Source organism: Synechococcus sp. TAK9802 (assembly GCF_014279535.1).
Lineage (GTDB): Bacteria > Cyanobacteriota > Cyanobacteriia > PCC-6307 > Cyanobiaceae > Parasynechococcus.
Genome location: NZ_CP047937.1, coordinates 241,815 through 267,223, shown reverse-complemented (window position 1 = coordinate 267,223; position 25,409 = coordinate 241,815). Strand labels below are relative to the sequence as shown.

Here is a 25,409-nt window from a genome sequence, read left to right as displayed (position 1 = left end):
AGCCCACCAAGATTGCGATTCATACCCTTCGGAAAGAATCCGATGGGATGCAAATGGCGAGCAACCATTACTTCCTGGAGCTTGAACCGCCAGCGGAGCGGTTACGCCATGCACCGCATGTGGTCATCGTCGGCGGAGGCTTTGCAGGGGTGCACGCCAGTGCAGTGGCCGACCTGCATGGCTTCAAATTTTCCGGACGCCTGGGCCTGCTGCTGTGGGCCATCGTTCACCTGGCCTTGATCCCCAACCGAGAGAACGGAATCACCTTGAGCATCAAATGGCTGTACGCCCTGGCGACCCGGCAACGGGCCTCGATTCTGCTAACCGGAATGCCCAGCCAGCATCTGGCGCTTGATGCTGAGGATGCCCACTTCCCGATGGCCAGCGGCAAAGGTCCCTCCATCGCAGAACCCGATGCCGCCCTCAAGGCAGCGATGGATTACTACGCCCATCAGCTCAGTGGCCTCCCCCAAACTCAGGAGCTGCTCGACACCAAGGAGGCCTCAGTTGCGGATTCGGAAGCTGCCATCAAATAGAGCAAGGCCATCCGGGTGGGCACGCCATTCCTGACCTGCTCTTCCACAAGGCTGACGCGCGGGTCATCCAGAAGCGAACCACTCAATTCGACGCCGCGATTGACTGGGCCGGGGTGCAGTACGGGAACGTTCTCTCCGCAAAGCTGCATGCGCTCATGGCTCAGCCCGAAGTCCCGGTGATAGCGCTCCAAGCTGGTGAGCAACTGCTGGCCCATCCGTTCCTTCTGAAGCCGCAGGGTCATCACGGCATCGGCGCCCGGCAGCGCATGCTCCAGGCGCCGCACCACGCTGACCTTGCCCCGTTGCGGCACCGGATCCTTCAGCAGACCCGGGGGCGGAGCATCCACGAAGGCCGAAAAATCCTCGGGAACAAGGCTGGGAGGACCGCACAACACCACATCCGCGCCACAGGCCGTCAAAGCCCAGAGATTGGAACGGGCCACCCGCGAGTGAAGGATGTCTCCGACAATCACAATCCGGCGACCTTGCAGCGCTTCCGGCATGGGGTACTGGGGCGAGAAATGCCGAGCAAGAGTGAGCAGATCCAGCAGTCCCTGACTGGGATGACTGTGAAGTCCATCGCCCCCATTGAGCACCACGGTGCGCTCACCCATCTGCTGCAGATCCAGTGCCAGTTGCTGCGGAACACCGGTGGAACGGTGGCGCACCACCAAAACGTCGGCGCCCATGGCCACGTAGGTGCGAGCTGTGTCGAGAACGCTTTCCCCTTTGCTGAGAGAGCTGCTGGAGGGTGAAAAGCTCATCACGTCTGCCGACAGACGCTTGGCCGCCAACTCAAAACTGCTGCGAGTTCGGGTGCTGGGCTCGAAGAACAGCGTTGCCACCAGACGGCCCTGCAAGGCGGGCAGTTTGCGGGCACCAGTGACGGGCAGTGAACGAAACCGCTGGGCCAGCTCAAGCACAGCTGCAAAGTCTTCCCGCGAAAACGAGGCAAGATCCAGCACGTGTCGATGCGGCCAGCCACTCATGACGACGACTCCAGCGATGGCGCCCAGCACTGTGCCTTGGCTGGCATGCGATCGCCCCGAGCTCGTCTGCTGACACTGCGACTGCTCCGCAGGTACCAGCGCCATGGGGTTGCAGCGCCCTGGGAAATGCCGATCCGGGTGGTTGTCACAAGATCCTGGCTGGCAAATGTGTCTGACCTTGGGGCCATCCACACGTCATGTTCGCCCGTCACCGGACGGCTGTCATCACAGCGATCAAGCTCGAAACGTCGTGCCAGCAGGCCGGGCCCTGCCGCAATCCGCTCCGGTTCATCAGGAAGAGCCACGGCACGCAGCAACATGCCGTTGGCCCAATCGGCCCGATCGGTGACCACGTTCACGCAGTGGTGGATGCCATAGCTGACATACACATAGAACCGCCCTGGCTCACCGAACAGGGTTTCGTTTTGCGGTGAACGGCGGCGGTAGCCATGACAAGCGGGATCGTCCTGGGAATAGGCCTCTGTTTCCACAATCACGCCCCACAGCAAACCTCCATCCGCTTGGCGTTTCACCAACCTGCAGCCCACCAGATCGGGGCCCACGATCTGAGCCGGACGGGCAAAAAAATTGAGCGGAAGCGAAACGAAATCGATGACAGGCTGCCGGCTGGCGGCCACGCTTGTTTCAGCTTGAACGTTGCAGGCTGTGGACAGCAACCTCCAGGCACGGCGTGATGGGGTGTTTCTGGTGCTGGCGGGTTTGTTCCTCGGAACCCTCGGCATGCTCAACATCCTTGGCCTGACGCGCTTCCTGCAACTGGGCAGCATCGGCGGCTGGCCGATCGTGGTGGCCGTTGGCGCACTGCCTTACCCGATCACGTTCCTCTGCACTGATCTAATCAGCGAACTCTGGGGAGAACAGAAAGCCAATCAAGTGGTGTGGGTCGGGCTGCTGCTCAACGGCTGGGTGCTGCTGATCCTCTGGCTGGGGGGCGTTCTGCCGGGCATGAGCGGCAGCGATGACACCACCTTTCGCACCATTCAGCAGCTCAGTTTCGGTTCGGTTGGCGCCTCGATGGTGGCTTACCTCACGGCGCAGTTCGTGGACGTGCGGCTGTTCCATTTCTGGAAACAGCTCACCAAAGGCAAGGCGCTCTGGCTGCGCAACAACGGCTCCACCCTGGTGAGCCAGTTGGTGGACACCAGTGCAGTGGTGCTGATCAGCCATTACGGGGCCCATGTGCTGCCTGTGCAGCCGGAACGGTCCGTGCTGCCCCAGCTGATCAGTTTTATTGGAAGCGGGTATCTGTTCAAAGTGCTGGCGGCGTTGACCGACACGCTTCCCTTCATCTGGCTCACGGGATGGCTGCGGGAGTGGCTGGACATTCCTGAAGAGGAAGGCGAACTCACAACAGAAGCCCCGTCATCGATGCATGAAGGGCGCATCCACTCCAAAATGAGATGAGTTCAGGCCAGGTGATGGACGCAGCCACCTCCAGCTTCAACCTCGGCACTGTGCTTCTCGCCAGCATCGTGCTGTTCCCCTTGGCCTGCATGTTCTTCGGAACCCGCGGCGGGTACTACAACACCGATCAGTACGACGGCAACGGCACCGCCCACTGATCGGCGGGAGTTGAGCGATCATCGGGTCACTGGTTCAGCCTTAATGACCGCTGCAACTCCCGGTCCTGTCGACAGCACGGACGCCATTCGCCTCGCCCTGCGCAGTTGGCCTGAAGTGGAGAGCTACCTCCAAGGCTGCAAGGGGGTGATCCTCCCCCTGGGATCCACCGAGCAGCACGGTCCCACGGGCGCCATCGGCACCGACGCCCTCACCGCTGAAGCGGTGGCCCTTGAGGTGGGTCGTCGCACAGGCGTTTTGGTCACCCCAGCTCAAGCCTTTGGCATGGCGGAACACCACCTTGGTTTCGCGGGAACGATGAGCCTGCAGCCAGCAACGCTTCTGGCCGTTCTGAACGACCTGGTGTTGTCCCTGGGCCGGCATGGCTTCGAACGGGTGTTCGTGATCAATGGCCACGGCGGCAACATTGCAACGGCCAAAGCCGCCTTTGCCCAGGCCCACGGCACCGCCGCCACCCGCAATCTCCCCGTTGCCCCGCAGCTGCGTTGTCGGCTGGCCAACTGGTTCATGGCCGGCCCCGTGATGCGCCAGGCGCGCGATCTGTATGGCGACAAAGAAGGCCATCACGCCACACCCAGCGAAATCGCTGTCACCCTCGCCATGGAGCCGAGCCTGCAGAGCAAGCAGCGACCGCTGCCCGACCCCGCGCCAGCAGGCCCCATCCATGGACCGGACGACTTCCGGCGCCGTCACCCCGATGGACGCATGGGGTCCCACCCCTCCTTGGCCACCGCCCAGCACGGTGAGGCCTTGCTCGAGACAGCCGCCACCGCGTTGAGCGAGGATCTGCGCACGTTCCTCGGCGAGTCATGAGCCAGATTTCCAGCGACGACGTCCGCAAGGTGGCCCAGCTCGCCCGGCTTGATCTGCCCGAGGACAAGATTGCGACCTACACCGGTCAGCTCGAGTCGATCCTCGAGTACGTGGGTCAGCTTCAGCAGGTGGACACCGAAGGCGTTCCGGAAACCACCCGAGCCGTGGAGGTGACCAACGTCACCCGGGCCGATGGCGTGCAGCCGACCCCCGTTCGGGACGAAATTCTCAACCAGGCACCCCAGAGAGAGGGTGACTTCTTCCGGGTTCCGAAAATCCTGGCCGACTGAACCCGAATCAGCGGGACACCGAACGTTTGGGCTCGGTTTTGATCGCGATGCGATCAACAAAACCGAGCCAGTGGCGACGCAGCCCCCGACCGGGCATGAACCGCGCTGCACGCCTCATCTTTCCACGGCGGCGCTTGTGGCTGCGCACTCCCACAAGGATGTCGTAGAGGAAGTTATAACCATCCCGGCGGGTCTCAAAAATTCCCAACCGTTGGGGAGATCCCTTGGCGTCGAGCAGAGGCTTTGTCGCCTCATAGGCCGGTTTGTATTCGAACCAGGGAACGGATGGCCAGAGGTGATGAACCAGGTGATAGTTCTGCCCCATGATCAGCCAGTTCATCAGCCTGCCCGGGTAGATCCTGGCGTTCGTCCAGCGGTTGCGGGAGGTGAACGGCCGATGCGGGAGATAGTCGAAGAACAAACCCAGCGTCACGCCCACCATCAGGGCAGGGGCAAACCAACAGTTGAAGATGAACGGCAGGAAGTCAAAGCGTGCCGCCGCCAGCACGATCACCACAAAAATGCTGCGCTCCAGCCCCCACTGCATCAACTCCCAGCGGCGCCAGAGGCGACGTTGAAAGAAAAACCACTCGTGATAGAAAAATCTCGGAGCGATCAGCCAGAGCGGCCCGAAGGTGCTCACGATGTGGTCCGGGTCGTTCTTCGGGTCATTCACATGGGCGTGATGCTCAAGATGCACCCGCGTGAACACTGGAAAGCTGAACCCGAGCAACAGCGCCGAGCCATGGCCCATGGCCTGGTTGATCCATCGATTGGGATGGGCTGCGTTGTGGCAGGCGTCATGAATCACCGTCCCTTCCAGGTGCAGCGCCAGAAAGCCCGTGCAAAGCAGCACCGGCAGGGGCAAGGCCGCCACAAACCAGCCCCAGATGGTCAGAGCCGCCAGGGCATAACCGCCTAAGAAGAGGCCAACGGTGGGGTTCCAGAAGGCCGGCGGGTCAACGAATTCGCGCGGAACAGAGCGATAGCCCATTCCGACCGGACGAGGCTGCTGTTGTTGAGCAGTGCTCTGATGCATCCGGAGGTCAGGCAACAAGTCTGTAACGATCCCGAACCACGGTAGGGAAAGGAATGCCCACCGGGGGACTTGAACCCCCACGACCAAAGCCACTGGTACCTAAAACCAGCGCGTCTACCAATTCCGCCAGGTGGGCAACGACCTGACTCTAGAGATCGCACCAGAATGGGAGCAGACCGCCACACCTCGGATGCTTGCGACCCTCAGCGGCGATCTCTGCCTCCTGCTCGGCCTGGCACTCCTGTTGCTTCCCCTTCTGGCCGTTGAACTCAGTCGTCCCCGCGATGGTGTTTGGGGCGCGGTTGTCTTGCTGCTGGGTCTCGTTCTGGTCACCAGCACGGACCGTCTGCGGGGAGCGCCGATGCTGGCGGTTCTCTGTGCCGGCCTGTTGATCGCACGCTTGGGATCCGAGGTCGGACAGGCCCGCTGGAACAGCCTCAGCGAAACCGAGCAGCAGCGGTTCACCTCGCTCGATCATTGGCGCACCAGCCTTCAACAACTGTTGATCACCACGGGCCGCGTGGGCGAAGGCATCAGCGGCATTGCCAAACAACTCAAACCGGCCGGGAAATCAGGGGTTACGGGCAAAACATGGGTGCGTCCCGAGTCCCCCGAAACCACTGACGCAAGCGACACCGAATCAGCCGAAGCCGCCAAGGTCACATCTCCAGAGGGCGAAGACTGATAATCCCGAGGCCAGAGCAGGGACCCCGTGAGCAAGGAGACGCGCGACGCCGCCGCTGAGGAACGCCCCTCCTACAAACACACCCTCAATCTGCTGCAGACTGGATTCGGCATGCGCGCCAATGCCGTCCAACGCGAACCTGAACTGCAGGGCTTCTGGAAAGACCACGGCATCGACGGCGAGCTGGGCCTGAACAACAGCGGCCCAACTTTCACCCTCCATGACGGCCCGCCCTATGCCAACGGTGCTCTGCACATGGGGCATGCCCTCAACAAGGTGTTGAAGGACGTCATCAACAAATATCAGGTGTTGAACGGACGGCGAGTGCGCTACGTACCGGGCTGGGACTGCCACGGTCTGCCGATCGAGCTCAAGGTGCTGCAGTCGATGGATCAGGGGCAGCGCAAGGCGCTGACACCGATCAAGCTGCGCAAAAAGGCTGCCGCCTACGCCCGCAAACAGGTGGATGGCCAGATGAAGGGCTTCCAGCGCTGGGGCATCTGGGCGGACTGGGAGCAGCCGTATCTGACTCTGCAAAAGGAGTACGAATCGGCTCAGATTCGGGTGTTTGGCGAGATGGTGCTCAAGGGGCACATCTACCGGGGTCTGAAACCGGTGCACTGGAGCCCGAGTTCACGCACCGCTTTGGCCGAAGCGGAACTGGAGTACCCCGACGGCCACACCAGTCCCAGCGTCTACGCCGCCTTCTCAGCCGTGGAGCTTCCAGCGGCGCTGCGGGATGCACTCAAGGCCGAGGGCCTGGACCTGCCCACGGAGACGGACGCCCTTGGGAAGGCCCTGCAGGTGGCGATCTGGACCACCACCCCCTGGACGCTGCCGGCCAATCTGGCGGTGTCGGTGAATGAAAGGCTCGATTACGCCCTGGCCGACGACGGCGAAGGCCGACTGCTGCTGGTGGCTGCCGATCTGATAGAGACGCTGAGCGGCACCCTTGCGCGCCCACTGAGCCGGCGCGCCACCGTCAAAGGCGCTCTGCTCGCCGGGCTGACCTACCGCCACCCGCTGCTGGATCGCACCAGTCCGGTGGTGATCGGGGGCGATTACATCACCACCGAATCAGGCACAGGCCTCGTGCACACCGCACCTGGTCACGGCGTCGACGACTTCCACACCGGCCAGAAGAACGGCCTGCCGGTGCTCTGCCCTGTGGACGAAGCCGGCAACCTCACCGAAGAGGCCGGGCCGTTCGCGGGCCTGAATGTGCTCAAGGATGCCAACCCCAAGATCATTGAGGCGCTGGAGTCCGCCGGGGCCCTGCTCAAGCAGGAGGCCTATGGCCACCGCTACCCCTACGACTGGCGCACCAAGAAACCCACCATCTTCCGGGCCACGGAACAGTGGTTTGCCTCCGTGGAAGGGTTCCGTCAACAGGCCCTGGATGCGATCGCCGCCGTGGAATGGACCCCTGCTTCCGGTCGCAACCGGATCGAATCGATGGTCAAGGAGCGGGGCGACTGGTGCATCTCCCGTCAGCGCACCTGGGGGGTGCCGATTCCCGTCTTTTATCACCGCAGCAACGGCGAGGTGCTGCTGAACGCCGACACCCTGGAGCACATCCAGGCGTTGATCGCCGAGCACGGTGCCGACGTCTGGTGGGAGAAAGACGAAGCGGATCTGCTGCCGCCCACCTACGCCGACCAGGCCGATCAGTGGCGCAAGGGCACCGACACCATGGACGTGTGGTTCGACTCCGGCTCAAGCTGGGCTGCCGTCGCCAGCCAGCGGGACAACCTGAGCTATCCAGCCGACCTGTACTTGGAGGGGTCCGACCAGCACCGCGGCTGGTTCCAGAGTTCACTGCTCACCTCGGTCGCCGTGAATGGCCACGCTCCCTACAAGCGGGTGCTCACCCATGGCTTCGCCTTGGATGAGAAGGGCCGCAAGATGAGTAAATCCCTCGGCAACGTGGTCGACCCGATGGTGATCATCGAGGGGGGCAAAAACCAGAAACAGGAACCGCCCTACGGCGCCGATGTGCTGCGGCTCTGGGTGAGCTCGGTGGATTACTCCGCCGATGTGCCGATCGGAGCCGGGATTCTGCGCCAGCTGGCCGATGTGTATCGCAAGGTGCGCAACACCAGCCGCTATCTGCTGGGCAACCTGCACGACTTCAATCCGGCAACCGACGCGATCCCGATTGCGGAACTGCCGTTGCTGGACCGCTGGATGCTGCAGCGCACGGCCGAGGTGATGGACGACATCACAGAAGCCTTCGAAAGCTTCGAGTTCTTCCGCTTCTTCCAGCTGCTGCAGAACTTCTGTGTCACCGATCTGTCGAACTTCTACCTCGACATCGCCAAGGACAGGCTCTACGTGAGTGCCCCCGCCGACCAGCGCCGGCGCAGCTGCCAGACCGTGATGGCCCTGATCATCGAACGCCTGGCCGGACTGATCGCTCCTGTCTTGTGCCACATGGCCGAAGACATCTGGCAGAACCTGCCTTACCCCGTGGAGGAGACATCGGTCTTCCACCGGGGCTGGCCGACGGTTCCAGTCGAGTGGCGTGATGCTGCTCTCAGCGCTCCGGTTCAAGAGCTGCGTGAGCTCCGCGCCGCCGTCAACAAAGTGCTTGAAGATTGCCGCGGCCGTCAGGAACTTGGCGCATCGCTTGAGGCAGCCGTGCGGATTGACGCCCGCCGTCCGGAACTCCAGGCCGCTCTCTCCTGGCTGAGTGAGACGGGGGATCCCGAGGTGGACGGTCTGCGGGACTGGCTGCTGGTCTCACAACTGCAGATTGGCGGCGAGCCCTGGGCCGAAGTGCTGGCCAGCCAGGACGACGAACTCGCATCGATCGAGGTAAGCCGAGCGCGGGGAACCAAATGCGAGCGCTGCTGGCACTACGAGGGGGATGTGGGTCAGCACCCGGAGCATCCCCACATCTGTGGGCGCTGTGTTGGGGTTCTGGAACGCCGGACTCACCAGTTGGCCTGAGCCAGGAGATCATTCGGCGGCATCGGTCCAGCCAGGACAAACTCTTGACCTGGCGACAAGGGCCCCTGCAGCAGCTCAGCCTGATCGAGGCTGGTTCCCTCAGGGAGAACAGAGGCGTCGGGGTCAAAGGCGGTTGGATGGGTGGTGCTGCTGCTGAACCCACGGAAGATCAGCAACTCAAACGGCTCATCCCCGACCTGACCCCGTAGGCGAACAACCCGCTGGGGCTGAACACGTGTTCGCTCCTCCAGGGCCTGAACCAGCGCCTGGTCAACCATCAGAAATCCCCCGCCACGCGGCCGTAACGGGGCAAACGCACCAACAGCCACTGCAGCAAACCAGCCAAGTAAGCCACCAGGGCGACGTACCCCACAAAGGCAGCAACGGCCTCGGTCCACAAACCACCGAACAGAAAATTGAACACCGTGGCCGCAAGACCATGGATGCTCTGAGGAGCTTCCAGCCAGGTAAGGCATGCCGAGGACTCCAGCTGTTGCATGCAGCCCAAACCCGTCACGCTCATGCCCAGGCTGATGAGAGCAAACCCACTGAATGCCCAACGCCACACCTTCACGGCAAGGGGCAGCGGACGCCAGGACGGCTGGTCGGCCAGCTCCTCATTGATGTCGACCCAGAACCACAGGCTGATCACCATCAACACCGGGGCGACAACCGCCATGGCGTAGCCCAAGGGCCGCTGATCCGTCAGCAGCAAGAGACTGATCGCCATCAGGCTGGCCACTTTCCAGTAGATCCCGAGCAGCCGAAGCACCAACGGCTCGCGACGCCAGGACGACCAGATCAACAGGACCAGAGGCACGCCAACGGCGAAGGTGGCGGCCAGGCGATAGGTCAGCCACACCAGAGCGCGGTACGTGAGCTCGTTCACTGGGGACTGTCACAGTGCCGCCATTATCAACGTCCCGAGCTGTGCTCCAGGGTTGATAGGGTCCGCTTCATGGCACCGTTCGCACCGTTCAGCTGGTTTCGCTCCGGGGGCGCTGAAGCCAGTTGCCGGACAGGATTGTCTGGCAAAGCGTCCCTGGATGAAGCCGTAAGGGATGTGGTCGAGCAACTGGGCCGATCCAAGGGCGAAGCCGATCTCGCCCTCGTCTTCACCTCCACGGGTTACGCCACCGACCTGCCGCGGCTGCTGCCGATGCTTCGCGCCCAGATCAGCGCGAAGCATTGGATCGGATGCACCGGTGGCGGCGTGGTGGGCACCCGCGGCGACGGCAGTGCCGCGGAACTGGAGCAGACACCTGCTTTGAGCGTGACGCTGCTCTCCCTGCCGGGGGCATCGATCGCCACTCAACACCTGAGCACCGAGGAGCTGCCTGATCTGGATGGAGCCGCCCAGCAATGGCAAGACTGGGTTGGCATCACCCCCGAGGATGCCCGCAGCCAGATCCTGCTGATCGACCCCACCAGCAGTGGAATCAATGACCTGATCAGCGGGCTGGACTACGCCTATCCGGGTGCCGAAAAGATTGGCGGCATCGCCGCACCTCATAACAGCCCGCACGGATCGTTGCTGCTGGATGACCAGGTCGTCACCGGCGCAGTGGTGTGTTCCATCGGGGGGAGCTGGCGGCTCGAAACCGTTGTAGCTCAGGGCTGCCGCCCCATCGGCCCGGTCTTCTCAATCGAGCAGGTGCAGCGCAACGTGTTGCTGGAACTCAGTGATGGCAGCACCAAGGCCAGCCCCATCAATTGCCTGCAACGGGTTCTGGCGGACCTCAGCGAACGGGAGCGCGAACTGGTGCGTCACTCGTTGTTCCTCGGTGTGGAACGCAGAAGCCTGCGGCTGAACCCCAATGGAGCAGCCTCGGAAGCGAGTGCCTTCCTGATCCGCAACCTGATCGGAGTCGATCCCAACAATGGCGCCGTGGCCGTTGCTGAGCGGGTGCGCGCCGGCCAAAACGTGCAATTTCACCTGCGCGAAGCCACGGCCTCTCAGGACGAAGCCGTTGCCCTGCTCAAAGCAGCGACGACAGACTCTGGCGACACGGTCCACTTCGGACTGCTCATGGCCTGCCTGGGAAGGGGCCAGGGGCTGTTTGGTCGAGCCGATGGCGACATCAGCCTGGCGCGCCAACTGATGCCAGACCTGCCTGTGGCGGGAGCGTTCTGCAACGGGGAGATCGGGCCCGTCGGCGGCACGACGCATCTGCATGGCTACACCGCCTGCTGGGGCTTGCTGCTCCAGGACCCCGACAGCTCCTCCGGCAGTGGCTCTGACAATCTCGATTGAACCGGATCGCACCGCTTCAGAACCTTGCATCAGCACGTCAATCCCCTCAGCAGCTTCTTCCAGTTGCCGCTGGAACTACCACCACCCGAGCAGCTGTTTCGCGTGCCTGATCAGCCGATCCATCTTGATATCGGCTGTGCCCGTGGACGGTGCCTGCTGGGCCTGGCCGAGCGTGATCCCCACTGGAATCATCTCGGCGTTGAAATCCGCCGACCGCTGGTGACGTCTGCCGATCAAGACGCGCTCGCCTCGGAGCACGGCAATGTTCGGATCCTGTTCTGCAACGCCAACATCAGCCTGGAAGGCTGGATGAAGGCCCTGAAGCAGGACCGACTGCAGCGGGTCTCGATCCAATTCCCCGATCCCTGGTTCAAACGAAGGCACCACAAGCGCCGTGTCCTTCAACCCGCGCTGCTTCTGGCCATCGCAACGGCACTCCAACCAGGCCGTGAGCTGTTTCTGCAGAGCGATGTTCTTGACGTGATTAAGCCGATGGTGGCCCTCACCGAACTCAGCGACTGTTTCGACCGCCCCGCCGAGGACCAACGTCCCTGGCGCGCCAGCAACCCGCTTTCGGTTCCCACGGAACGGGAGCGCTACGTGCTTGAGCAAAACCTCCCCGTCTACCGGGTGCTCTTTCGCCGGAACCAGAATCCACTTCCTTCCGTTTCAGATCTGGAACAGCGCTGGCAGGAGATTGATAATCCGGCGGAAGCACTCACCACCTGAAGCCCCACGATGGCCTCTGCGGATGCAACCCAGACGGCAAGCAGTGGGGCCCTGTTGGTGCGCTGGCAGGGGGTGATCACTCCGGATCAGGCGGTGCTGAAACGCCTTGAAGGGCTGGCGGGACTCCTGCTGCTGGCCTTGTTCACCGGTCTTCCTTTCTTCACACGCACAGGCCTGGCCCTGGTGATTGCAGCCTGCGGCGTTCTGTGGCTGCTCTGGTGCCTCTGCAGTCCGCCACCACAGCGCATCGGAACCATCTCGCGCTGGCTGATGCTTTTTCTGGCCATCGCGATTGTGGCCACAGGGTGTTCTCCAGTTCCAATCGCCGCCAGCAAAGGCCTGATCAAACTGCTCAGCTACCTGGGCGTTTATGCCTTGCTCTGCAAGCTGCTGCTGAGCAACAGCCGATGGTGGAACCGGCTGATCGCCGGACTGCTGGGTGGCGGGCTGCTCAGCAGTGTTCTGGCTTTGCGACAGCTGTATGCCTCCAGCGAGGCACTGGCGGGCTGGGCCGATCCGAATTCCATCAGTGCCGGCACCGTTCGGATCTATGGCCCCCTGGGAAACCCCAACCTCCTGGCGGGTTACCTGCTGCCGCTGATTCCCTTCGCAGCGATCGCACTGGTGCGCTGGCGTGGGGTGGGAGCCCAGCTGTTTGCCGGAACCACATTGGTGTTGGCAGCAACAGCCACGCTGTTCACCTACAGCCGCGGCGGCTGGCTGGGAATGGTTGCTGCCGGTGCCGTGCTGCTGTTGTTGCTGCTGCTGCGCTGGACACGCCACTGGCCTCCGCTCTGGAGACGTCTGGTGCCTCTGGCCGTGCTGCTGGTTGGAGCCGCTTGCCTTGTAGTGGCGGCCACCCAGATCGATCCGATCCGCACGCGCATCACCAGCCTGCTGGCAGGTCGGGGGGATAGTTCCAACAACTTCCGCATCAACGTCTGGATGGCGGCCATCCAGATGGTGCAAGACCGTCCCTGGCTGGGCATCGGCCCTGGCAATACGGCCTTCAACAGCATCTATCCCCTGTATCAGCAACCGAAGTTCAACGCCCTCAGTGCCTACTCCGTTCCCTTGGAAATCCTGGTGGAAACCGGCATTCCCGGGCTGCTGGCCTGCCTGGGATTGCTGGCCAGCTGCCTGAGGCAGGGCCTCAAGCAGCTCAATGCCGATGCTGCAAGCGCCTTGGCATCCATCGCCAGCCTCGCTGCCATCGCTGGCCTGCTGATGCAGGGCAGCACCGACACAATCTTCTTCCGCCCCGAAGTGCAGCTGATCGGCTGGTTTGCTCTGGCCAGCCTGGTGAGTCGACCCAGGGAATCATGAGACTGCTCGCTGGATTCGATGCCGGACAGACGCACACCCGCTGCCGCCTCAGTGTGGTTCAAAACGGCGTGCACCAGCCTGTTGGAGAAGGCGAGGGCCCCGGAGTCAGCCACCTGGATGCCCCCCAGGGTGAACGTCGTTTCCTCGAGGCGATCAGCACCAGTGCGCAGGAGGCCCTGAAAAATCACCCCGATGGCGTGATCCAGGCGGCAGTTGTGGGAGCCAGCGGCATCGAACACGGAACAGCGTTGCAACAGCGTGCTGAACGTTTGGTGGGGCAAGCCCTGGCCATCGGTGATGACACAGGCTTGACCATGGTGCTGGTCACTGGAGACGAACGCACCGCCCTGCGAGGTGCGATCCCTGAAGGCGCAGGAATCCTGGCGATCAGCGGTACCGGAATGATCGTGCTGGGCCGAGACGAGAACGGCCATGAACACCGCTGTGGCGGCTGGGGATGGCTGCTCGATGGAGCCGGCTCGGCCTTTGATCTGGGCCACCAGGGATTGCAGCTGACCCTGCGCATGGCCGATGGACGCCTGCCCGACCATCCGCTGCGCCTGCAGATCTGGAATCAGATTGACTGCGACAGCCACGCCGCAGTGAAAGCCCGGGTGGTGCAGCAGGACTTCGGCACGGCTGACTTTGCAGCCTTGGCTCCACTGGTGGTGGAAGCCGCAGCCAAGAACTGCCCTGGCGCGGAGGAGATCGTTCAGGGATCGGCAGCAGCCCTCTCCCGCTGCATCAGCACCGTGGCCCAGCAGCTTTCCCTGCGGTCCCCCCTGGTGGTCTGCCATGGGGGAGCCGTCACCCATCTCCAGGGGTTCCGCACAGCCGTGCAACAGGCCATCCATCAGTCGATTCCCGAAGCCCGATGGGGCAAGGCCAAGGGCGATGCCTGTGATGGCGCCCTCCTGATGGCCGAGGGCTTAAGCCTCAGGCCGCGTTGAGATGATCCTCGGCAACGGCGGCCAGATGCCCCGTCCAATGCTCCACAGCGTCCAACTGCTCGGCTTCCACCATCACCCGCAAGACGGGCTCTGTACCACTGGCCCGAACCAAAATGCGACCGGTCTCGCCCATCGACTGCTCCGCTGAAGCAATGGCGTCGGTGAGAGCAGTGCAAGCGCTCCAGTTCTTACGGCGCAAACGGTCGATCACCCGCACATTGACCAATTTCTGCGGGTAGGCCTGGAAACTGCGGTCCAACCAATCGCCCAGGCTGATGCCCTGGGCATGGCACAAGGTGGCCAACTGAACGGCGGTCAGAACACCATCGCCACACAGCCCATGGGAGGCGGAAAGGATGTGGCCGGATTGTTCTCCACCGAGGCCCGCGCCACTGGCCACCATGGCGGCATGGACGTGCTGATCTCCCACCGGCGTGCGATCGAGAGTGCCGCCCCGCTGCTGCCAAGCACGCTCGAAGCCAAGGTTCGACATCACAGTGGCCACCAACCGCTGATCGGGGAGCGCCTGCTGCTCCTGCAGCACGGATCCCCAGAGAAACAGCACGTGGTCGCCGTCGATGATCCGGCCGCGGCCGTCCACCGCCAGCATCCGATCGGCATCACCATCAAAGGCAAAACCCATCGCCGCGCCGCGCTCGATCACAGCCCGTTGCAGCGGTTCCAGATGGGTTGACCCGCAAGCCACGTTGATGCGGGAGCCATCGGGTTCCCCATGGAGCACGGTGAGATCAGCCCCCAGGGCACGGAAGGCATCGGCACCGCACGCCGTCGCGGATCCCCAGCAGAGGTCCAAAACGATGGGAACGCCATCCAGTCGCCGTTCAGCCACCGATTGCTGCAACACCTCTCTGTAGCCATCCAGGAGATCGGCGCTGGATCGCGCCACACCGCAGCGGAATGTTGCTTGCTCAGCCATGGGCGTCTGCCCCTGCAGACCGGCTTCCACCTGGGCTTGACGGGAGGCGCTGAGTTTGGCGCCATCGGCCCCAAACACTTTGATGCCGTTGTCTGCCGGGGGGTTATGGCTGGCGGAGACCATCAGGCCGCCGGCGGCCCCCAGCTGGCGGATCAACAACGGAACCGCCGGCGTCGGACAGAGCCCAAGGGTCCACACATCGCGACCAGCGGCCGTCAAGCCGGCCGTCAGGGCAGCAACCACCATGCTGCCGCTGGTCCGGGAGTCCATCCCGATCAGCACAGGACCTTCCGCCTGCAGAACCCGACCGACCCAATAGCCCACCTGAAGACATAGAGCGGGGGTGAGAACCGTGCCGGCGAGCCCACGGATTCCATCGGTTCCAAACCCTGGCGCAGCATCACCGAGAGCGGGGCCGATCGGGGAGCACGCCTCTTGAACCATGGGTCTCAATCGTGGATAGCACCATAGGAAGCACCTCTGAGGCTGATTCCCAGGGACGTGACAGGCGCAGCTCTGCCCTCCACGGCCCACAAGCGATCAAAGGCTCGCCAACTCTCTTTGAAGCATCAGAATGAAACGAGTTCAAGGTTGGGTGTGCAGGCAGGGCCGCGAATCGAAACGCTGCTGCTGCTTTCGGTTGCTGGTTTCAGTGGGTTAGCTGCATGGGGCGGGCAGCTGCTTCTGAACAAGCAGCATCAGCGCCTCACGCCTGAGGTCTCGCAGGCAAGGCTCTGGCAGCACTACCGCTGGGCCATCGATCCGCAGACCCGTCGAGAGGCCGCCCTATTGATGGTGGCGAGGGATGGGTCACCGCAACTGCTCCACGGCCAAGGCTGGGGGCGCGATCCGATGGCGGCCGTGGTGCTCGAACGGGCAGCCCTCACCGCTGCCGCCCAGGGCAAGCCATCGGACGCTGCTGAGACCTGGCAGCGCCTGTTGGATCGCTTTCCCGAAGCACCCGGCTCCGCTTGGGCTCGATTGGCGCTTGGCAACAACAATCCCGTTCTTCATCAGCAGCTGCTCCAACAGCAACCCGCACACCCCGCAGCACTGACCCTGGCGGCTCGGGATGGCTCCGAAGCGCTAGCAAGCCATCGAGGCGCCTTGCACCTGGCCCGTTGGAATGCGCGCCGAGCCGGCTCCCTTGGGCTGATGCGTGACGCCTGCGAGGCCACGGGGGCGCAGGCACCTCAACCCGACCAACGCCAAACCTTGGCGCAAGCACTGGCAAAACAAGGCCATGCCGACACCGCAGTGACCTGTCTTCAGGAGCTTGAGGCCTCCCCTGAGACCCAGCTGGCCATCGGTCGTTCCCTGCTGCTGCATGGCGACCCTGATGCAGGTACAGCCCGGCTGCTGACCCTGGCGCAGAACCACCCAAACCACCCCGCCAGCCTTGAAGCAGCACGGATCTTGAGTGAACCGCTGGATGCCCAGCCTGGGGTTCTGGATGCGCTTCCGGCTGCCCTTGAGGAGCGCTCAGCCGCTGTTGCAGCAGCTCGCGTGCGACTCGCCGGCGGCGATGGGGCGGATGCCGCCCTGAGCCGCTGGCCCAACGACCCGACATCTGGCAACTCCAATGGGACCTCGCCCGCGAGGCATTTCTGGCTGGAGATTGGGATCGTGCCCGCGCCCTGCTGGAACGCCCCGATAAAGATGGCCCCCTGCCTCCACCGTTGGAGACGCGGCGGCTGTTCTGGTTGGGGCTTAGCCACAAGCAACTCGGCGAAACGACTAAGGCAGAACGCAGCTGGCGCCGCCTGATCGGGGCCTTCCCCGGGGGCTACTACCGCTGGCGCGCCATGGAGCACCTGGGTGTGGCCGAACCCCTGGCGTTGCGATCCCCAGACCCGCAGCAGGAGCCGCCAGCCTGGCAACCGCTCAACAGCCATCACCGCCTGGTGAACGAGCTTTGGCGCCTGGGCCAGGTGCACGCTGCCTGGGAGGCCTGGCAGGCCCAGGCAGACCCTGCAGTCCCGCCGCCACCTGAAGAACGTCTCGCCGAAGGCAGGCTGCGCCTTGCCGTCGGGGACACCTGGATGGGACTGGACCAGCTCTGGTGGCTCAGCCTCCGCTGGCGTGATCCGAGCTGCCATCAACGGACTCTCCTGCATCGCAGCCAATTCCCTCGCCTCTTCGAAGCTGAGATAAAGACAGCAGCAGAGCAAGAAGGTATTCAGGCCAACCTGCTGCGAGCGATCGCCAAACAGGAATCACGCTTTGCTCCTGGTGTCGTCTCCCCTGCTGGGGCCGTAGGCGTGATGCAATTGATGCCCTCCACAGCCACAGAGATGGCTGACGCACCGACCAGCACGCCAATGCTGAAAGATCCCGCCAACAACTTCGAACTGGGCGCGCGCTACATCAACCACCTGCTGGAGCAATGGGAGGACGACCCCTTCCGCAGCATTGCCAGCTACAACGCCGGGCCTGGTGCTGTGGCTTCTTGGATGCAACCCACGGATCAAGACGACGATGCGCTCTGGGTTGAACGCATTCCTTACCCGGAAACACGCTTCTACACCAAGAAAGTGCTGGACAATCTGCTCGGCTACCTAGGCGGCAATAAACCCTTCTGCAAAGAGACTGGCGCTGGGGTGGGGCAGAAGCGTGCCGGCGATGATGCCAGCGATCACGACCAAACTCATCAGAAGCAGGCAGATCCCAGCGGCGGGCAGAACACCGATGCGGATGAGATCGAGCCTGGCCAACAGCACGGCTGAGGCCAAGATCAACACGTCGGTGAGCACATTGAGCTTCAGCAGGTAGATGCCACCGGTGATCACCAACAGCAGCGTGACCACCAACGTCATCACCCGGCTCGATGCCATCAGCAACGACACCTGGCGCAACAGCAGATCGGGCATGGTGCAGAAGACGACAACCACCTGCGTCTGCAGCAACACGAGACCCCAGAACCAGGCCGCACTCACGCCATAGAGAGACGTAAAGGAGGGCTGAACAATTTGCCAATGGTTGCCGAGCACAACCGCAACGAGAAACAGCACCGTCAGCAACGGCGCCCGAACCGGAAGGCTCAGCAGTCGCAGAATTGGCATAGCGTCAAGGTAGCGGCGGCCTTTCAAAGGTGCTGCCAGAGTGATCGCTGCGGTTGACGTGCGATGACAGGCACCCCGGAGTCTTCGCCCCTGGGCACAGCGCAGCGATGGGTGCTGGTGCTGATTGCGGTGGCTCTGGCCATTGGCCTGGTTGTCCTACGCGGTGGCATTCAGAGCGAAAGCCCGATGGAGCAGCTGGCGAGACGATCCCTCGACCCACAAACAGCGTTAACCAACGGACGCCCAACGCTGATCGAGTTCTACGCCGATTGGTGCCAGGTCTGCAGAGAGATGGCCCCTGCGATGCTGGCTTTGGAGAAGCAATCGCGCGATCGACTCGATGTTGTTCTGGTCAACGTCGACAATCCCCGTTGGCAAGATCTGGTTGATCGCTACGACGTCAACGGCATTCCCCAGTTGAACCTGTTCAACGCTGAGGGGGAAGCCAAGGGGCGATCCCTCGGCTTGCGCAGCGCTGAGGAACTCCAGCTACTCACCACAGCACTGCTTGAAAATCAGCCGTTGCCGGCCTTGCCTGGCGTCGGCAACATCAGCCAGCTGCTGACGCCCCCCTCCGCGAACAACGCGATGGCAGGGGCCTCGAGCCCAGCCAACGCGGGGCCCCGCAGCCATGGTTGACACGCCTCGCCATGATCACCACAACTCGTCACTCTGACGCTCCCATGGACCGCTTTCGGGTCGATCTGATCGCAGCTACGCCGAACCCGCAGCAATGCGTATACGCCGCCATGCATCAGGACTACAGCGAAGGATTCGTGGCCGGAGATCGTGCCAACTGGCCCGATGAGCAGCGGGCTGGAGAGATCTGTGTGAAACGCCTGCTGTCTGGAGAACGAGGCCACTACGGCCCGATGGAGCATGCGCAGATCGTGCTGAACGTGGGCTGGTTCCCGCACTCGGTGATGCAGCAGGCCCGCACCCACCGGGTTGGGGTGAGCTTCGATGTGCAGTCGATGCGTTACACCGGTGAACGCATCTGCCGTGCAGCGGATGGAGCCCTTGAGCTGGAAGAGGTGTTCTATCTGCGGCCCATCGGCGAGTACAGCGATCGGAAGGGCAAGAAATACGCCTACACCGAAGCACTACGCCAACAGGATCTTGATCTCTGCCGGAGCGCCGCCGAGCGCTACAGGGATCTGCTCAGGGCGGGCTTCGCCGAGGAGCACGCCCGCGGCATCCTTCCCTTCGACTACCGCCAGCATTTTGTGGTGAGCTTCAGCCTGCGGGCGTTCCTGCACTTCATGGATCTGCGGGCCAAGCTCGATGCCCAGCTGGAGATCCGCCAGCTCTGTGATCTGATGTGGCCCCACATGGTGGAGTGGGCCCCTGAATTTGCAGCCTGGTACGAAAAAAGCAGGCTGCACCGGGCGCGTTTGGCCCCCTAAACAGAGAGCACTAAACCTTGGCCAGCGTCACCCGTTCCGGTTGGTGCTGGTACTTGCCTTGTCGATCGCTATAGGTGGTCGAGCAGGGATCACCCTCAAAAAACAGCAGCTGACAGATGCCCTCATCGGCATAGATACGGCAGTCAGCACCGGAACTGTTGCTGAATTCAAGGGTGAGGTGACCCTCCCAGCTCGCTTCTGCCGGGGTGGTGTTCACGATGATTCCAAGGCGGGCATAAGTGCTCTTGCCCAAGCAGATCACGGTGATGTTGGGGGGAACCCGCAACTTCTCCAGGGCCACACCGAGGCCATAGGAATGGGCCGGGAGAATGAAGTAACGCCCGTCTTCATCCTCATGAAGGGGAGTGGGTTCCAGGTTGGCCGGGTTGAACCGCTTGGGGTTCATAACCGTGCCTGGAACATGCCGGAAGATCAGAAATTCCTGGGGGGAAAGGCGTAGGTCGTAGCCGTAGGAGGAGCAACCAAAACTCAGAACTGGCCGCAGCTTCTGCTCCGGCTCCAGGTGACGGACCAAACCGCTCTGGAATGGCTCGATCATTCCCTGCCCGGCCTGTTCAGTGATCCAGCGATCGCACTTGAGCATCAGAAACCTCGGCGCAACTCCGTGACTTGATCTGCCATCTCCACCACACCGGCGGGGATGGCAGGTCCAGTGATGATCACATCCATCGAAGCGGGCCGCTGCTCAAGGGCTGCAATCACGTCCGCCTCATCCAGGTATCCGAAGGCCACGGCAAGGCCGAGTTCATCCAATACCAGCTGGTCGAGATCTCCCTGGATCAGATGCTGGCGGCAGATGGACCAAACCTCAGCCACCGCCTCGGCACCGCCGGGATGCCCCGGAGAGGGGAGGCAGAGGGGCACTTCCGGCCGCAGCCAGACGAGGCCTCCACAGAGCTGCACCCGGCCGGCCGGTCCCTGCTGCACGCCCCCTTTGAGGAACTGACTGATCAGAACACGACTGCCCAAGCCGGCAGCTCGCATGGCCTGGCTGAGAACACTGGCGAAACTGCCTCGATAAGGCGCCGTATGCACTTGCAGCTGCCCTTCGGGAGCCGCCAGATGTAGGGGTGGCGGATCAGTGACGGCAGGCAAGGGCCTCAGGCCCGCCCGATGCAAGGCCTGCTGATCCCGATCCAGGGAATTTTGGAAGGATTGGGGGTCGGCGAGGCTTGTGGTCATCACGGAAGCATCTGTCCGGGCGACCCCGGCAAGACCTTGAATGTAGCGGCGAGATCACATTCCACAAGGGCATTGACACCACCCATGGTGTTTGGACAGGGCGAGAACCAACCGCCTGCGAGGCTTGACGAACTGCACACCACCGATGAGCCAATCCCCTGAACAACGCACTGATGGCCGTCGCCCGCAGCAGTTGCGACCGTTCTCGGTGACCTGGAATCCCATGGGGTTTGCCTTGAGCTCCCTTGTGGTTCACACCGGCCGAACCGCTGTTCTCTGCAGCGTTTGCTTGGAGGACAAGGTTCCCCGCTGGCGCGAGGGAGAAGGATTGGGATGGCTCAGCGCCGAATACCGGTTGCTGCCCGGATCCACCCCACAGCGGCAATCACGGGAGCTGATGAAACTCTCGGGTCGCACCCAGGAAATTCAGCGGCTGATCGGCCGAAGCCTGCGCGCCGTGATCGACATGGAGCGCCTAGGGGAGCGCACCTTGCTGATCGACTGCGACGTGATCCAAGCGGACGCCGGCACCCGGACGGCCTCGATCACCGGGGCTTGGCTCGCCCTGGACCAAGCCTGCCGATCCCTGGTGGACCAGGGAGTGCTGGAGCAATCACCCCTGATCGATCAGGTGGCGGCTGTATCCGTTGGCTTGGTTGATGGCCAGGCCTTGCTGGATCTGGACTACAGCGAAGACAGCCGAGCCGAGGTGGACCTGAACGTTGTGCAGTCCGGCGATGGCCGTCTGCTGGAAATCCAGGGGACTGCGGAGGGTGCGCCCTTCAGTCGCAGCCAACTCAATGAGCTGCTGGATTTAGCAGAGCCGGGATTGACATCCCTGATGCAGGCGCAACGCCAGGCCTTCAACGAGCACAGCAGCGTTACGTAATAACCGCTACATGGCGGCCACCGCCGGCTCCGTAACTTCGCCACACCAGGGGGTTGTCATGACCAGTAGCCGAGGTTTCAGCCGATACGCCCCGCAGATGGTGGCTCCAGCTCCCAGCGCAGAGCCCGCCAACCGCTCCCTGCTGGAGATCATCAGAGATCTCGATGGCGCCAGCAGTGAACTGGTGGATCGCAACAAGACCATCTTTTTCCCCGGAGATCCCGCAGAACGGGTGTATCTGATCCGCCGGGGAGCCGTTCGTCTGTCCCGCGTCTACGAATCGGGAGAAGAGATCACCGTGGCCCTGCTCCGCGAGAACAGCCTCTTCGGGGTGCTGTCACTGCTGACAGGTCAACGGTCCGACCGCTTCTATCACGCTGTGGCCTTCACTCGGGTCGAAATGGTGACGGCACCAGCGACCTCCGTGAAGGCCGCCATCGAAGCAGACACCAGCGTTGGCCTGCGCTTGCTTCAGGGTCTCTCCAGCCGGATTCTGCAGACCGAGACGATGATTGAAACCCTCACCCATCGGGACATGTCATCCCGGCTGGTGAGCTTCCTGCTGGTGCTTTGCAGGGACTTCGGCGTGGCAGATGAGCTGGGCATCACCATCGACCTGCGCCTGTCCCATCAGGCCATCGCTGAAGCAATTGGCTCAACACGCGTCACAATCACGCGTCTGCTGGGAGACTTGCGTCAATCCGGTCTGGTTCAGATTGACCGCAAGAAAATCACGGTTCTGGATCCGATCGCGCTGGCCAAACGCTTCAGCTAGGCCTGCCATCGCCCGACTTGTGCAGCCATGAGCGGCTGGACACTGATCCTGGTTCTGTTGCTGCTCGGGGGCGTGCTGTCGACCCTGGGCGACCGCTTGGGCAGCCGCGTCGGCAAAGCGCGACTGAGTTTGTTCAGCATGCGCCCACGGCGCACCGCCGTTTTGATCACGGTGTTGACCGGCAGCCTGATCAGCGCACTCTCACTTGGCCTGATGCTTCTGGTGAGCCGGCAGTTGCGGGTGGGCCTGTTTGAACTGGATGCCCTGCAGGAGAAACTCCAGGACAGCCGTCAGCAGCTGGAGGCAGCCGAGCGGGAACGGGACAAGACCCAAACAGAAACCAAACGGATCGCCATTGAGCTCGAGCAATCGCAGCAACGGGCCAACACCCTGCGCCTCGAACTGGCTCCTCTTCAGAAGGAGCTGGCCCAACTCGAAGCCGAACGTGAACGCCTCAGCCAGGACATCACCTCCCGCGATGCGGACATCCAGCGCACGGAAGCCGAACTCAACAGCGTTCGCAGCCACATCCGAGCCGGTGAGCAGGAACTCAAAGAACTGGAACGCAATCTGGTCGCCTTGCGGCGTGGATCTGTGGTGATCAGCAGCGGACAGACCTTGGCAAGAGCAACGGTTCGACTGGATGCTCCGGACCAGGCCAAACAGGCTGTCGACAGGCTGTTGCAGGAGGCCAATCTCAACGCCTACGGGAAAGTGCGGCCTGGCGAAGCACCCGAACGCCAGTTGATCCGCGTTCCGCGCAGCGATGTGGAACGCCTGCAAAGCATCATCCGCAAACCGGAGACCTGGGTGATCTCGCTGCGCTCAGCCACCAATGTGCTGCGAGGTGAAACAGCGGTGTACGCCTTTCCCGAGGTGCGTCCGAACCGGCCGGTGACCCAACGCGGAGACTTGCTGGCCACCACCACACTGCAACCGGATGAACGCACTCCAGAGGGCATTCGCACACGATTGAACCTGCTCCTGGCCTCGGCCTATGCCGAAGTGCAGCGGCGGGGATCCCTGAGCGAAGGCCTTCAGTTCGATGGATCAGCCCTCTCCCAACTGGCCCAGACCCTGATGAAAGGACCCAGCCAAAGCGTGGTCTTGGAGGTGATTTCCGCAGGGGTCAGCGACAGTGCCGATCCTGTCGTCGTCACCATTCAGGCCTCCCCATGAAACGGGTGGCCGTCCTCGATCCAGGCCGCTGCAAATGTGGTCTTGTGCTGGCCGATCTTCAGCTCGGCCTCGTGCGCGAAGGGCATGTGCTGGCCCCGGAGGCCGTCGAACCCTGGCTGGAGCACTGGAATCAAGACCAAGCTCTCGACCGCATCCTGATCGGCGATGGCACGGGAAGCCGAGCATGGATCCAGCGACTGGAACGGCTGGGCCATCTCACTGTGGTTCCAGAGCAGGGAACAACCCTGAGGGCGAGACAGCGTTACTGGGCGCTGTGGCCAGCTCGAGGTTGGCGACGGATGCTGCCGGCAGGACTGCGCATTCCACCGGTGGATCTGGATGCTGTTGCAGCTTTGGTGATGCTTGAGGAGCACCTGCAATGCCGCCTGAAATGGCCTGAGCCTGATCCCACGTTCTCGCTCAGAACCTGGCCCGGACCATGAAGGTGTAATCACCCCCCGGTTCCAGCCTGTAATCAGAACGCACCAGAAACCGCCGCAGGGCATCCTCGATCAGGGCACGTCCCAGGGATGGCTCCACCACCAGTTCACCGCGATCAAAGGCCCAGGAAAACTGCCACTCAAACCCTCCAGCAGAAACTTCACCCTCCACGCACTTGGCTTGAAAACACTGGCGGAGCACCCGCAAATGGGCCGTTGTCGCCGGAAGTGCCGGCATCAGTCGACCGGCTCCAGGTCATAGCGGAACCCGTTGATCCAGGTTCCAGCGCGCTCAAAGCTCTGGCGCTGAAGACGTTGAATCCCATCCAGAACAGCATCGAGAACAGCGCCGACACAGGGTTGCTCCGCCTTGCTGAACGGACCAAGAACATGGGACACCGTTCGGGCGCGGCGTTCGGCAGGGTTCTCAGCCGGCGCACCAATGCCGATCCGCAGCCTGGGGAACCCCTGGGTACCGAGATGCTGAATAGTGCTGCGCAAACCGTTGTGCCCGCCGGCACTGCCCTGGGCCCGCAACCGCAAACGACCCAGCGGAAGATCCATGTCGTCCACCAACACCAACAATTGGTGAGGCTCCAGGCCGAACCAATCGAGAGCCGCACGAATGGAACGACCGCTGTCATTCATGTAGGTCTGAGGCATCAGCAAGCGCAGCCGCTGCTCACCAACCCCTGTATCGGCTGCAAGACCGTGCAACTTGGCCTGCTGACGAAAACTGAACCCAGAGCGCTCACCCAAAAGCTCGAGGGCCATGAAGCCGATGTTGTGACGGGTGCCGGCATATTTCACACCCGGATTTCCCAGACCCACCACCAGCTTGAGATCAGTGGTCATACCGCTGGAACGACTCAGTCGCTGGGGGGAAGTTCTTCAACCGGCTTCGCAGCCTCACCGGAAACTTCCGGATCAGCCATGGCTTTGTTGATCTCGCGTTCGAATTCCTTGGAGGCGGATTGGAAGCCTTTCAGGGTTTTGCCAAGAGTCCGACCAAGCTCGGGCAGGCGTTTCGGCCCGAAAACCAACAAGGCAACGGCGCCGATAACCGCCATTTCGGGGAGACCGACGCCGAAGATGTTCATGGGTGCAGATCAGCCGAGGCCGTTCCAGTTCACGTTGATGCCCTCGAGGATGAGGGACTTGTTGTACAGCTGAAGAATCACCAGCAGAAACACCAGGAACAGCACCATGAAGATGCCCATCACGGGAGTGGTGCCCCATCCAGGAACCACCTTGCCGTACTCGGAGTTCAGTGGGCGGAGAAGGTCTCCCAGACGGGTGCGTTGTGCCATGGCGACGCCGGGTCTCGGGTGGTTTGAAGTCTCGATACTGTAG

At 62.6% G+C, this 25,409-nt stretch carries 30 protein-coding genes, 1 tRNA gene and 2 pseudogenes; 19 read left to right on the top strand and 14 right to left on the bottom strand.

Features of this window, described 5'->3' with window-relative positions:
- Nucleotides 1-158: 158 nt before the first annotated feature.
- Nucleotides 159-536 (top strand): annotated as a pseudogene (locus tag SynTAK9802_RS01390) (NAD(P)/FAD-dependent oxidoreductase); the annotation flags it as partial.
- Here the strand turns inward: SynTAK9802_RS01390 and SynTAK9802_RS01385 are convergent.
- Both SynTAK9802_RS01385 and SynTAK9802_RS01380 read right to left on the bottom strand, forming a co-directional pair.
- The gene (locus SynTAK9802_RS01385; protein WP_115009533.1) at nt 476-1,525 is read right to left on the bottom strand and encodes an aspartate carbamoyltransferase catalytic subunit; all 1,050 of its coding nucleotides are present in this window, start codon (nt 1,523-1,525) and stop codon (nt 476-478) included. The pseudogene SynTAK9802_RS01390 and the gene SynTAK9802_RS01385 overlap by 61 nt on opposite strands.
- A complete protein-coding gene (locus SynTAK9802_RS01380; protein ID WP_186496941.1) occupies nt 1,522-2,163 on the bottom strand; it encodes a DNA-3-methyladenine glycosylase in 642 nt (213 codons plus the stop codon). Before SynTAK9802_RS01380 ends, SynTAK9802_RS01385 begins: the two co-directional genes overlap by 4 nt.
- Before the next feature lie 28 nt (nt 2,164-2,191).
- Between SynTAK9802_RS01380 and SynTAK9802_RS01375 the strand changes: the two genes are divergently transcribed.
- From SynTAK9802_RS01375 to gatC, 4 genes are read left to right on the top strand one after another with little or no spacing between them, the layout of a single operon-like run.
- Nucleotides 2,192-2,950 (top strand): queuosine precursor transporter, encoded by a 759-nt coding sequence (locus SynTAK9802_RS01375; protein ID WP_186497928.1) that lies wholly within the window; start codon nt 2,192-2,194, stop codon nt 2,948-2,950.
- A 14-nt stretch (nt 2,951-2,964) separates the two neighbouring features.
- Entirely contained in the window at nt 2,965-3,108 is a 144-nt protein-coding gene (locus tag SynTAK9802_RS01370; protein ID WP_186496939.1) for a hypothetical protein, read from the top strand.
- Nucleotides 3,109-3,151: 43 nt separating this feature from the next.
- Nucleotides 3,152-3,940, top strand: coding sequence for a creatininase family protein (locus SynTAK9802_RS01365; RefSeq protein ID WP_186496937.1), 789 nt, complete (start codon nt 3,152-3,154; stop codon nt 3,938-3,940).
- Nucleotides 3,937-4,230 carry an Asp-tRNA(Asn)/Glu-tRNA(Gln) amidotransferase subunit GatC gene (gene gatC, locus SynTAK9802_RS01360; RefSeq protein ID WP_186496935.1) on the top strand — a complete coding sequence of 98 codons (294 nt, stop codon included), beginning with the start codon at nt 3,937-3,939 and terminating at the stop codon, nt 4,228-4,230. The genes SynTAK9802_RS01365 and gatC overlap by 4 nt, the downstream gene beginning before the upstream one ends.
- 7 nt (nt 4,231-4,237) lie before the next feature.
- Here gatC and crtR read toward each other — a convergent pair whose 3' ends face one another.
- Together crtR and SynTAK9802_RS01350 are read right to left on the bottom strand one after the other, a co-directional pair.
- Nucleotides 4,238-5,269 carry a beta-carotene hydroxylase gene (gene crtR, locus SynTAK9802_RS01355; RefSeq protein WP_186496933.1) on the bottom strand — a complete coding sequence of 344 codons (1,032 nt, stop codon included), beginning with the start codon at nt 5,267-5,269 and terminating at the stop codon, nt 4,238-4,240.
- Nucleotides 5,270-5,323: 54 nt separating this feature from the next.
- Nucleotides 5,324-5,405: transfer RNA gene (locus SynTAK9802_RS01350), tRNA-Leu, on the bottom strand.
- A 54-nt stretch (nt 5,406-5,459) separates the two neighbouring features.
- Here SynTAK9802_RS01350 and SynTAK9802_RS01345 point away from each other — a divergent pair.
- Together SynTAK9802_RS01345 and ileS are read left to right on the top strand one after the other, a co-directional pair.
- Nucleotides 5,460-5,954, top strand: a complete 495-nt coding sequence (locus SynTAK9802_RS01345) for a Ycf66 family protein (protein WP_186496931.1) — start codon at nt 5,460-5,462, stop codon at nt 5,952-5,954.
- A gap of 27 nt (nt 5,955-5,981) precedes the next feature.
- Nucleotides 5,982-8,906 carry an isoleucine--tRNA ligase gene (ileS, locus tag SynTAK9802_RS01340; RefSeq protein ID WP_186496929.1) on the top strand — a complete coding sequence of 975 codons (2,925 nt, stop codon included), beginning with the start codon at nt 5,982-5,984 and terminating at the stop codon, nt 8,904-8,906.
- Here ileS and SynTAK9802_RS01335 read toward each other — a convergent pair.
- Nucleotides 8,891-9,184: a hypothetical protein gene (locus SynTAK9802_RS01335; protein WP_186496927.1), complete on the bottom strand. Its 294-nt coding sequence runs from the start codon at nt 9,182-9,184 to the stop codon at nt 8,891-8,893. The genes ileS and SynTAK9802_RS01335 overlap by 16 nt on opposite strands.
- Nucleotides 9,184-9,795: a DUF3177 family protein gene (locus tag SynTAK9802_RS01330; RefSeq protein ID WP_186496925.1), complete on the bottom strand. Its 612-nt coding sequence runs from the start codon at nt 9,793-9,795 to the stop codon at nt 9,184-9,186. Before SynTAK9802_RS01330 ends, SynTAK9802_RS01335 begins: the two co-directional genes overlap by 1 nt.
- Nucleotides 9,796-9,864: 69 nt before the next feature.
- Between SynTAK9802_RS01330 and SynTAK9802_RS01325 the strand changes: the two genes are divergently transcribed.
- From SynTAK9802_RS01325 to SynTAK9802_RS01310, 4 genes are read left to right on the top strand one after another with little or no spacing between them, the layout of a single operon-like run.
- Entirely contained in the window at nt 9,865-11,160 is a 1,296-nt protein-coding gene (locus SynTAK9802_RS01325) for an FIST N-terminal domain-containing protein (protein ID WP_186496923.1), read from the top strand.
- 24 nt (nt 11,161-11,184) lie between these two features.
- Nucleotides 11,185-11,889, top strand: a complete 705-nt coding sequence (gene trmB, locus SynTAK9802_RS01320; protein WP_186496921.1) for a tRNA (guanosine(46)-N7)-methyltransferase TrmB — start codon at nt 11,185-11,187, stop codon at nt 11,887-11,889.
- 9 nt (nt 11,890-11,898) lie between these two features.
- Nucleotides 11,899-13,215, top strand: coding sequence for an IctB family putative bicarbonate transporter (locus SynTAK9802_RS01315; protein WP_186496919.1), 1,317 nt, complete (start codon nt 11,899-11,901; stop codon nt 13,213-13,215).
- A complete protein-coding gene (locus tag SynTAK9802_RS01310; protein ID WP_186496917.1) occupies nt 13,212-14,165 on the top strand; it encodes a BadF/BadG/BcrA/BcrD ATPase family protein in 954 nt (317 codons plus the stop codon). Before SynTAK9802_RS01315 ends, SynTAK9802_RS01310 begins: the two co-directional genes overlap by 4 nt.
- Here the strand turns inward: SynTAK9802_RS01310 and glmM are convergent.
- Complete coding sequence (gene glmM, locus SynTAK9802_RS01305) at nt 14,152-15,546, bottom strand: phosphoglucosamine mutase (RefSeq protein WP_186496915.1); 1,395 nt, start codon at nt 15,544-15,546, stop codon at nt 14,152-14,154. The genes SynTAK9802_RS01310 and glmM overlap by 14 nt on opposite strands.
- Nucleotides 15,547-15,699: 153 nt before the next feature.
- On the opposite strand from glmM, the gene SynTAK9802_RS12500 reads away from it, so the two are divergent.
- Both SynTAK9802_RS12500 and SynTAK9802_RS12735 read left to right on the top strand, forming a co-directional pair.
- On the top strand, nt 15,700-16,869 hold the full coding sequence (locus SynTAK9802_RS12500; protein WP_255487801.1) for a lipopolysaccharide assembly protein LapB: 1,170 nt from the start codon (nt 15,700-15,702) through the stop codon (nt 16,867-16,869).
- Nucleotides 16,782-17,525: pseudogene (locus SynTAK9802_RS12735) on the top strand (transglycosylase SLT domain-containing protein); the annotation flags it as partial. The gene SynTAK9802_RS12500 and the pseudogene SynTAK9802_RS12735, both read left to right, overlap by 88 nt.
- A 135-nt stretch (nt 17,526-17,660) precedes the next feature.
- Here SynTAK9802_RS12735 and SynTAK9802_RS12490 read toward each other — a convergent pair.
- On the bottom strand, nt 17,661-18,164 hold the full coding sequence (locus tag SynTAK9802_RS12490; protein ID WP_255487800.1) for a hypothetical protein: 504 nt from the start codon (nt 18,162-18,164) through the stop codon (nt 17,661-17,663).
- 63 nt (nt 18,165-18,227) lie between these two features.
- Here SynTAK9802_RS12490 and SynTAK9802_RS01295 point away from each other — a divergent pair, with 63 nt between their 5' ends.
- Entirely contained in the window at nt 18,228-18,803 is a 576-nt protein-coding gene (locus tag SynTAK9802_RS01295) for a thioredoxin domain-containing protein (RefSeq protein WP_186496913.1), read from the top strand.
- Between the two features lie 44 nt (nt 18,804-18,847).
- Nucleotides 18,848-19,570, top strand: a complete 723-nt coding sequence (gene thyX, locus SynTAK9802_RS01290; RefSeq protein WP_186496912.1) for an FAD-dependent thymidylate synthase — start codon at nt 18,848-18,850, stop codon at nt 19,568-19,570.
- A gap of 10 nt (nt 19,571-19,580) precedes the next feature.
- Here thyX and dcd read toward each other — a convergent pair whose 3' ends face one another.
- The gene (gene dcd / locus SynTAK9802_RS01285; protein ID WP_006849961.1) at nt 19,581-20,174 is read right to left on the bottom strand and encodes a dCTP deaminase; all 594 of its coding nucleotides are present in this window, start codon (nt 20,172-20,174) and stop codon (nt 19,581-19,583) included.
- Nucleotides 20,174-20,773 (bottom strand): cob(I)yrinic acid a,c-diamide adenosyltransferase, encoded by a 600-nt coding sequence (locus SynTAK9802_RS01280; protein WP_186496911.1) that lies wholly within the window; start codon nt 20,771-20,773, stop codon nt 20,174-20,176. Before SynTAK9802_RS01280 ends, dcd begins: the two co-directional genes overlap by 1 nt.
- A 145-nt stretch (nt 20,774-20,918) precedes the next feature.
- Between SynTAK9802_RS01280 and rph the strand changes: the two genes are divergently transcribed.
- From rph to SynTAK9802_RS01260, 4 genes are read left to right on the top strand one after another with little or no spacing between them, the layout of a single operon-like run.
- On the top strand, nt 20,919-21,662 hold the full coding sequence (gene rph, locus SynTAK9802_RS01275; RefSeq protein WP_186496910.1) for a ribonuclease PH: 744 nt from the start codon (nt 20,919-20,921) through the stop codon (nt 21,660-21,662).
- A 58-nt stretch (nt 21,663-21,720) separates the two neighbouring features.
- Complete coding sequence (ntcA, locus tag SynTAK9802_RS01270) at nt 21,721-22,437, top strand: global nitrogen regulator NtcA (protein ID WP_006850810.1); 717 nt, start codon at nt 21,721-21,723, stop codon at nt 22,435-22,437.
- 27 nt (nt 22,438-22,464) lie between these two features.
- Nucleotides 22,465-23,616, top strand: coding sequence for a DUF3084 domain-containing protein (locus SynTAK9802_RS01265; RefSeq protein ID WP_186496909.1), 1,152 nt, complete (start codon nt 22,465-22,467; stop codon nt 23,614-23,616).
- Nucleotides 23,613-24,059 carry a resolvase gene (locus SynTAK9802_RS01260; protein ID WP_115081564.1) on the top strand — a complete coding sequence of 149 codons (447 nt, stop codon included), beginning with the start codon at nt 23,613-23,615 and terminating at the stop codon, nt 24,057-24,059. The genes SynTAK9802_RS01265 and SynTAK9802_RS01260 overlap by 4 nt, the downstream gene beginning before the upstream one ends.
- Here SynTAK9802_RS01260 and SynTAK9802_RS01255 read toward each other — a convergent pair.
- Genes SynTAK9802_RS01255 through psbH form a run of 4 tightly spaced genes read right to left on the bottom strand, consistent with a single transcriptional unit; the run spans nt 24,037 to nt 25,366 of the window.
- Nucleotides 24,037-24,294 (bottom strand): DUF3146 family protein, encoded by a 258-nt coding sequence (locus SynTAK9802_RS01255; protein WP_011363294.1) that lies wholly within the window; start codon nt 24,292-24,294, stop codon nt 24,037-24,039. The two genes, SynTAK9802_RS01260 and SynTAK9802_RS01255, sit on opposite strands and share 23 nt — an antisense overlap.
- Nucleotides 24,294-24,911, bottom strand: a complete 618-nt coding sequence (pth, locus tag SynTAK9802_RS01250; RefSeq protein WP_186496908.1) for an aminoacyl-tRNA hydrolase — start codon at nt 24,909-24,911, stop codon at nt 24,294-24,296. The genes SynTAK9802_RS01255 and pth overlap by 1 nt, the downstream gene beginning before the upstream one ends.
- Before the next feature lie 14 nt (nt 24,912-24,925).
- Nucleotides 24,926-25,156: a TatA/E family twin arginine-targeting protein translocase gene (locus SynTAK9802_RS01245; protein WP_115081562.1), complete on the bottom strand. Its 231-nt coding sequence runs from the start codon at nt 25,154-25,156 to the stop codon at nt 24,926-24,928.
- Between the two features lie 9 nt (nt 25,157-25,165).
- Nucleotides 25,166-25,366: a photosystem II reaction center phosphoprotein PsbH gene (gene psbH, locus SynTAK9802_RS01240; protein ID WP_006849996.1), complete on the bottom strand. Its 201-nt coding sequence runs from the start codon at nt 25,364-25,366 to the stop codon at nt 25,166-25,168.
- Nucleotides 25,367-25,409: the final 43 nt, after the last annotated feature.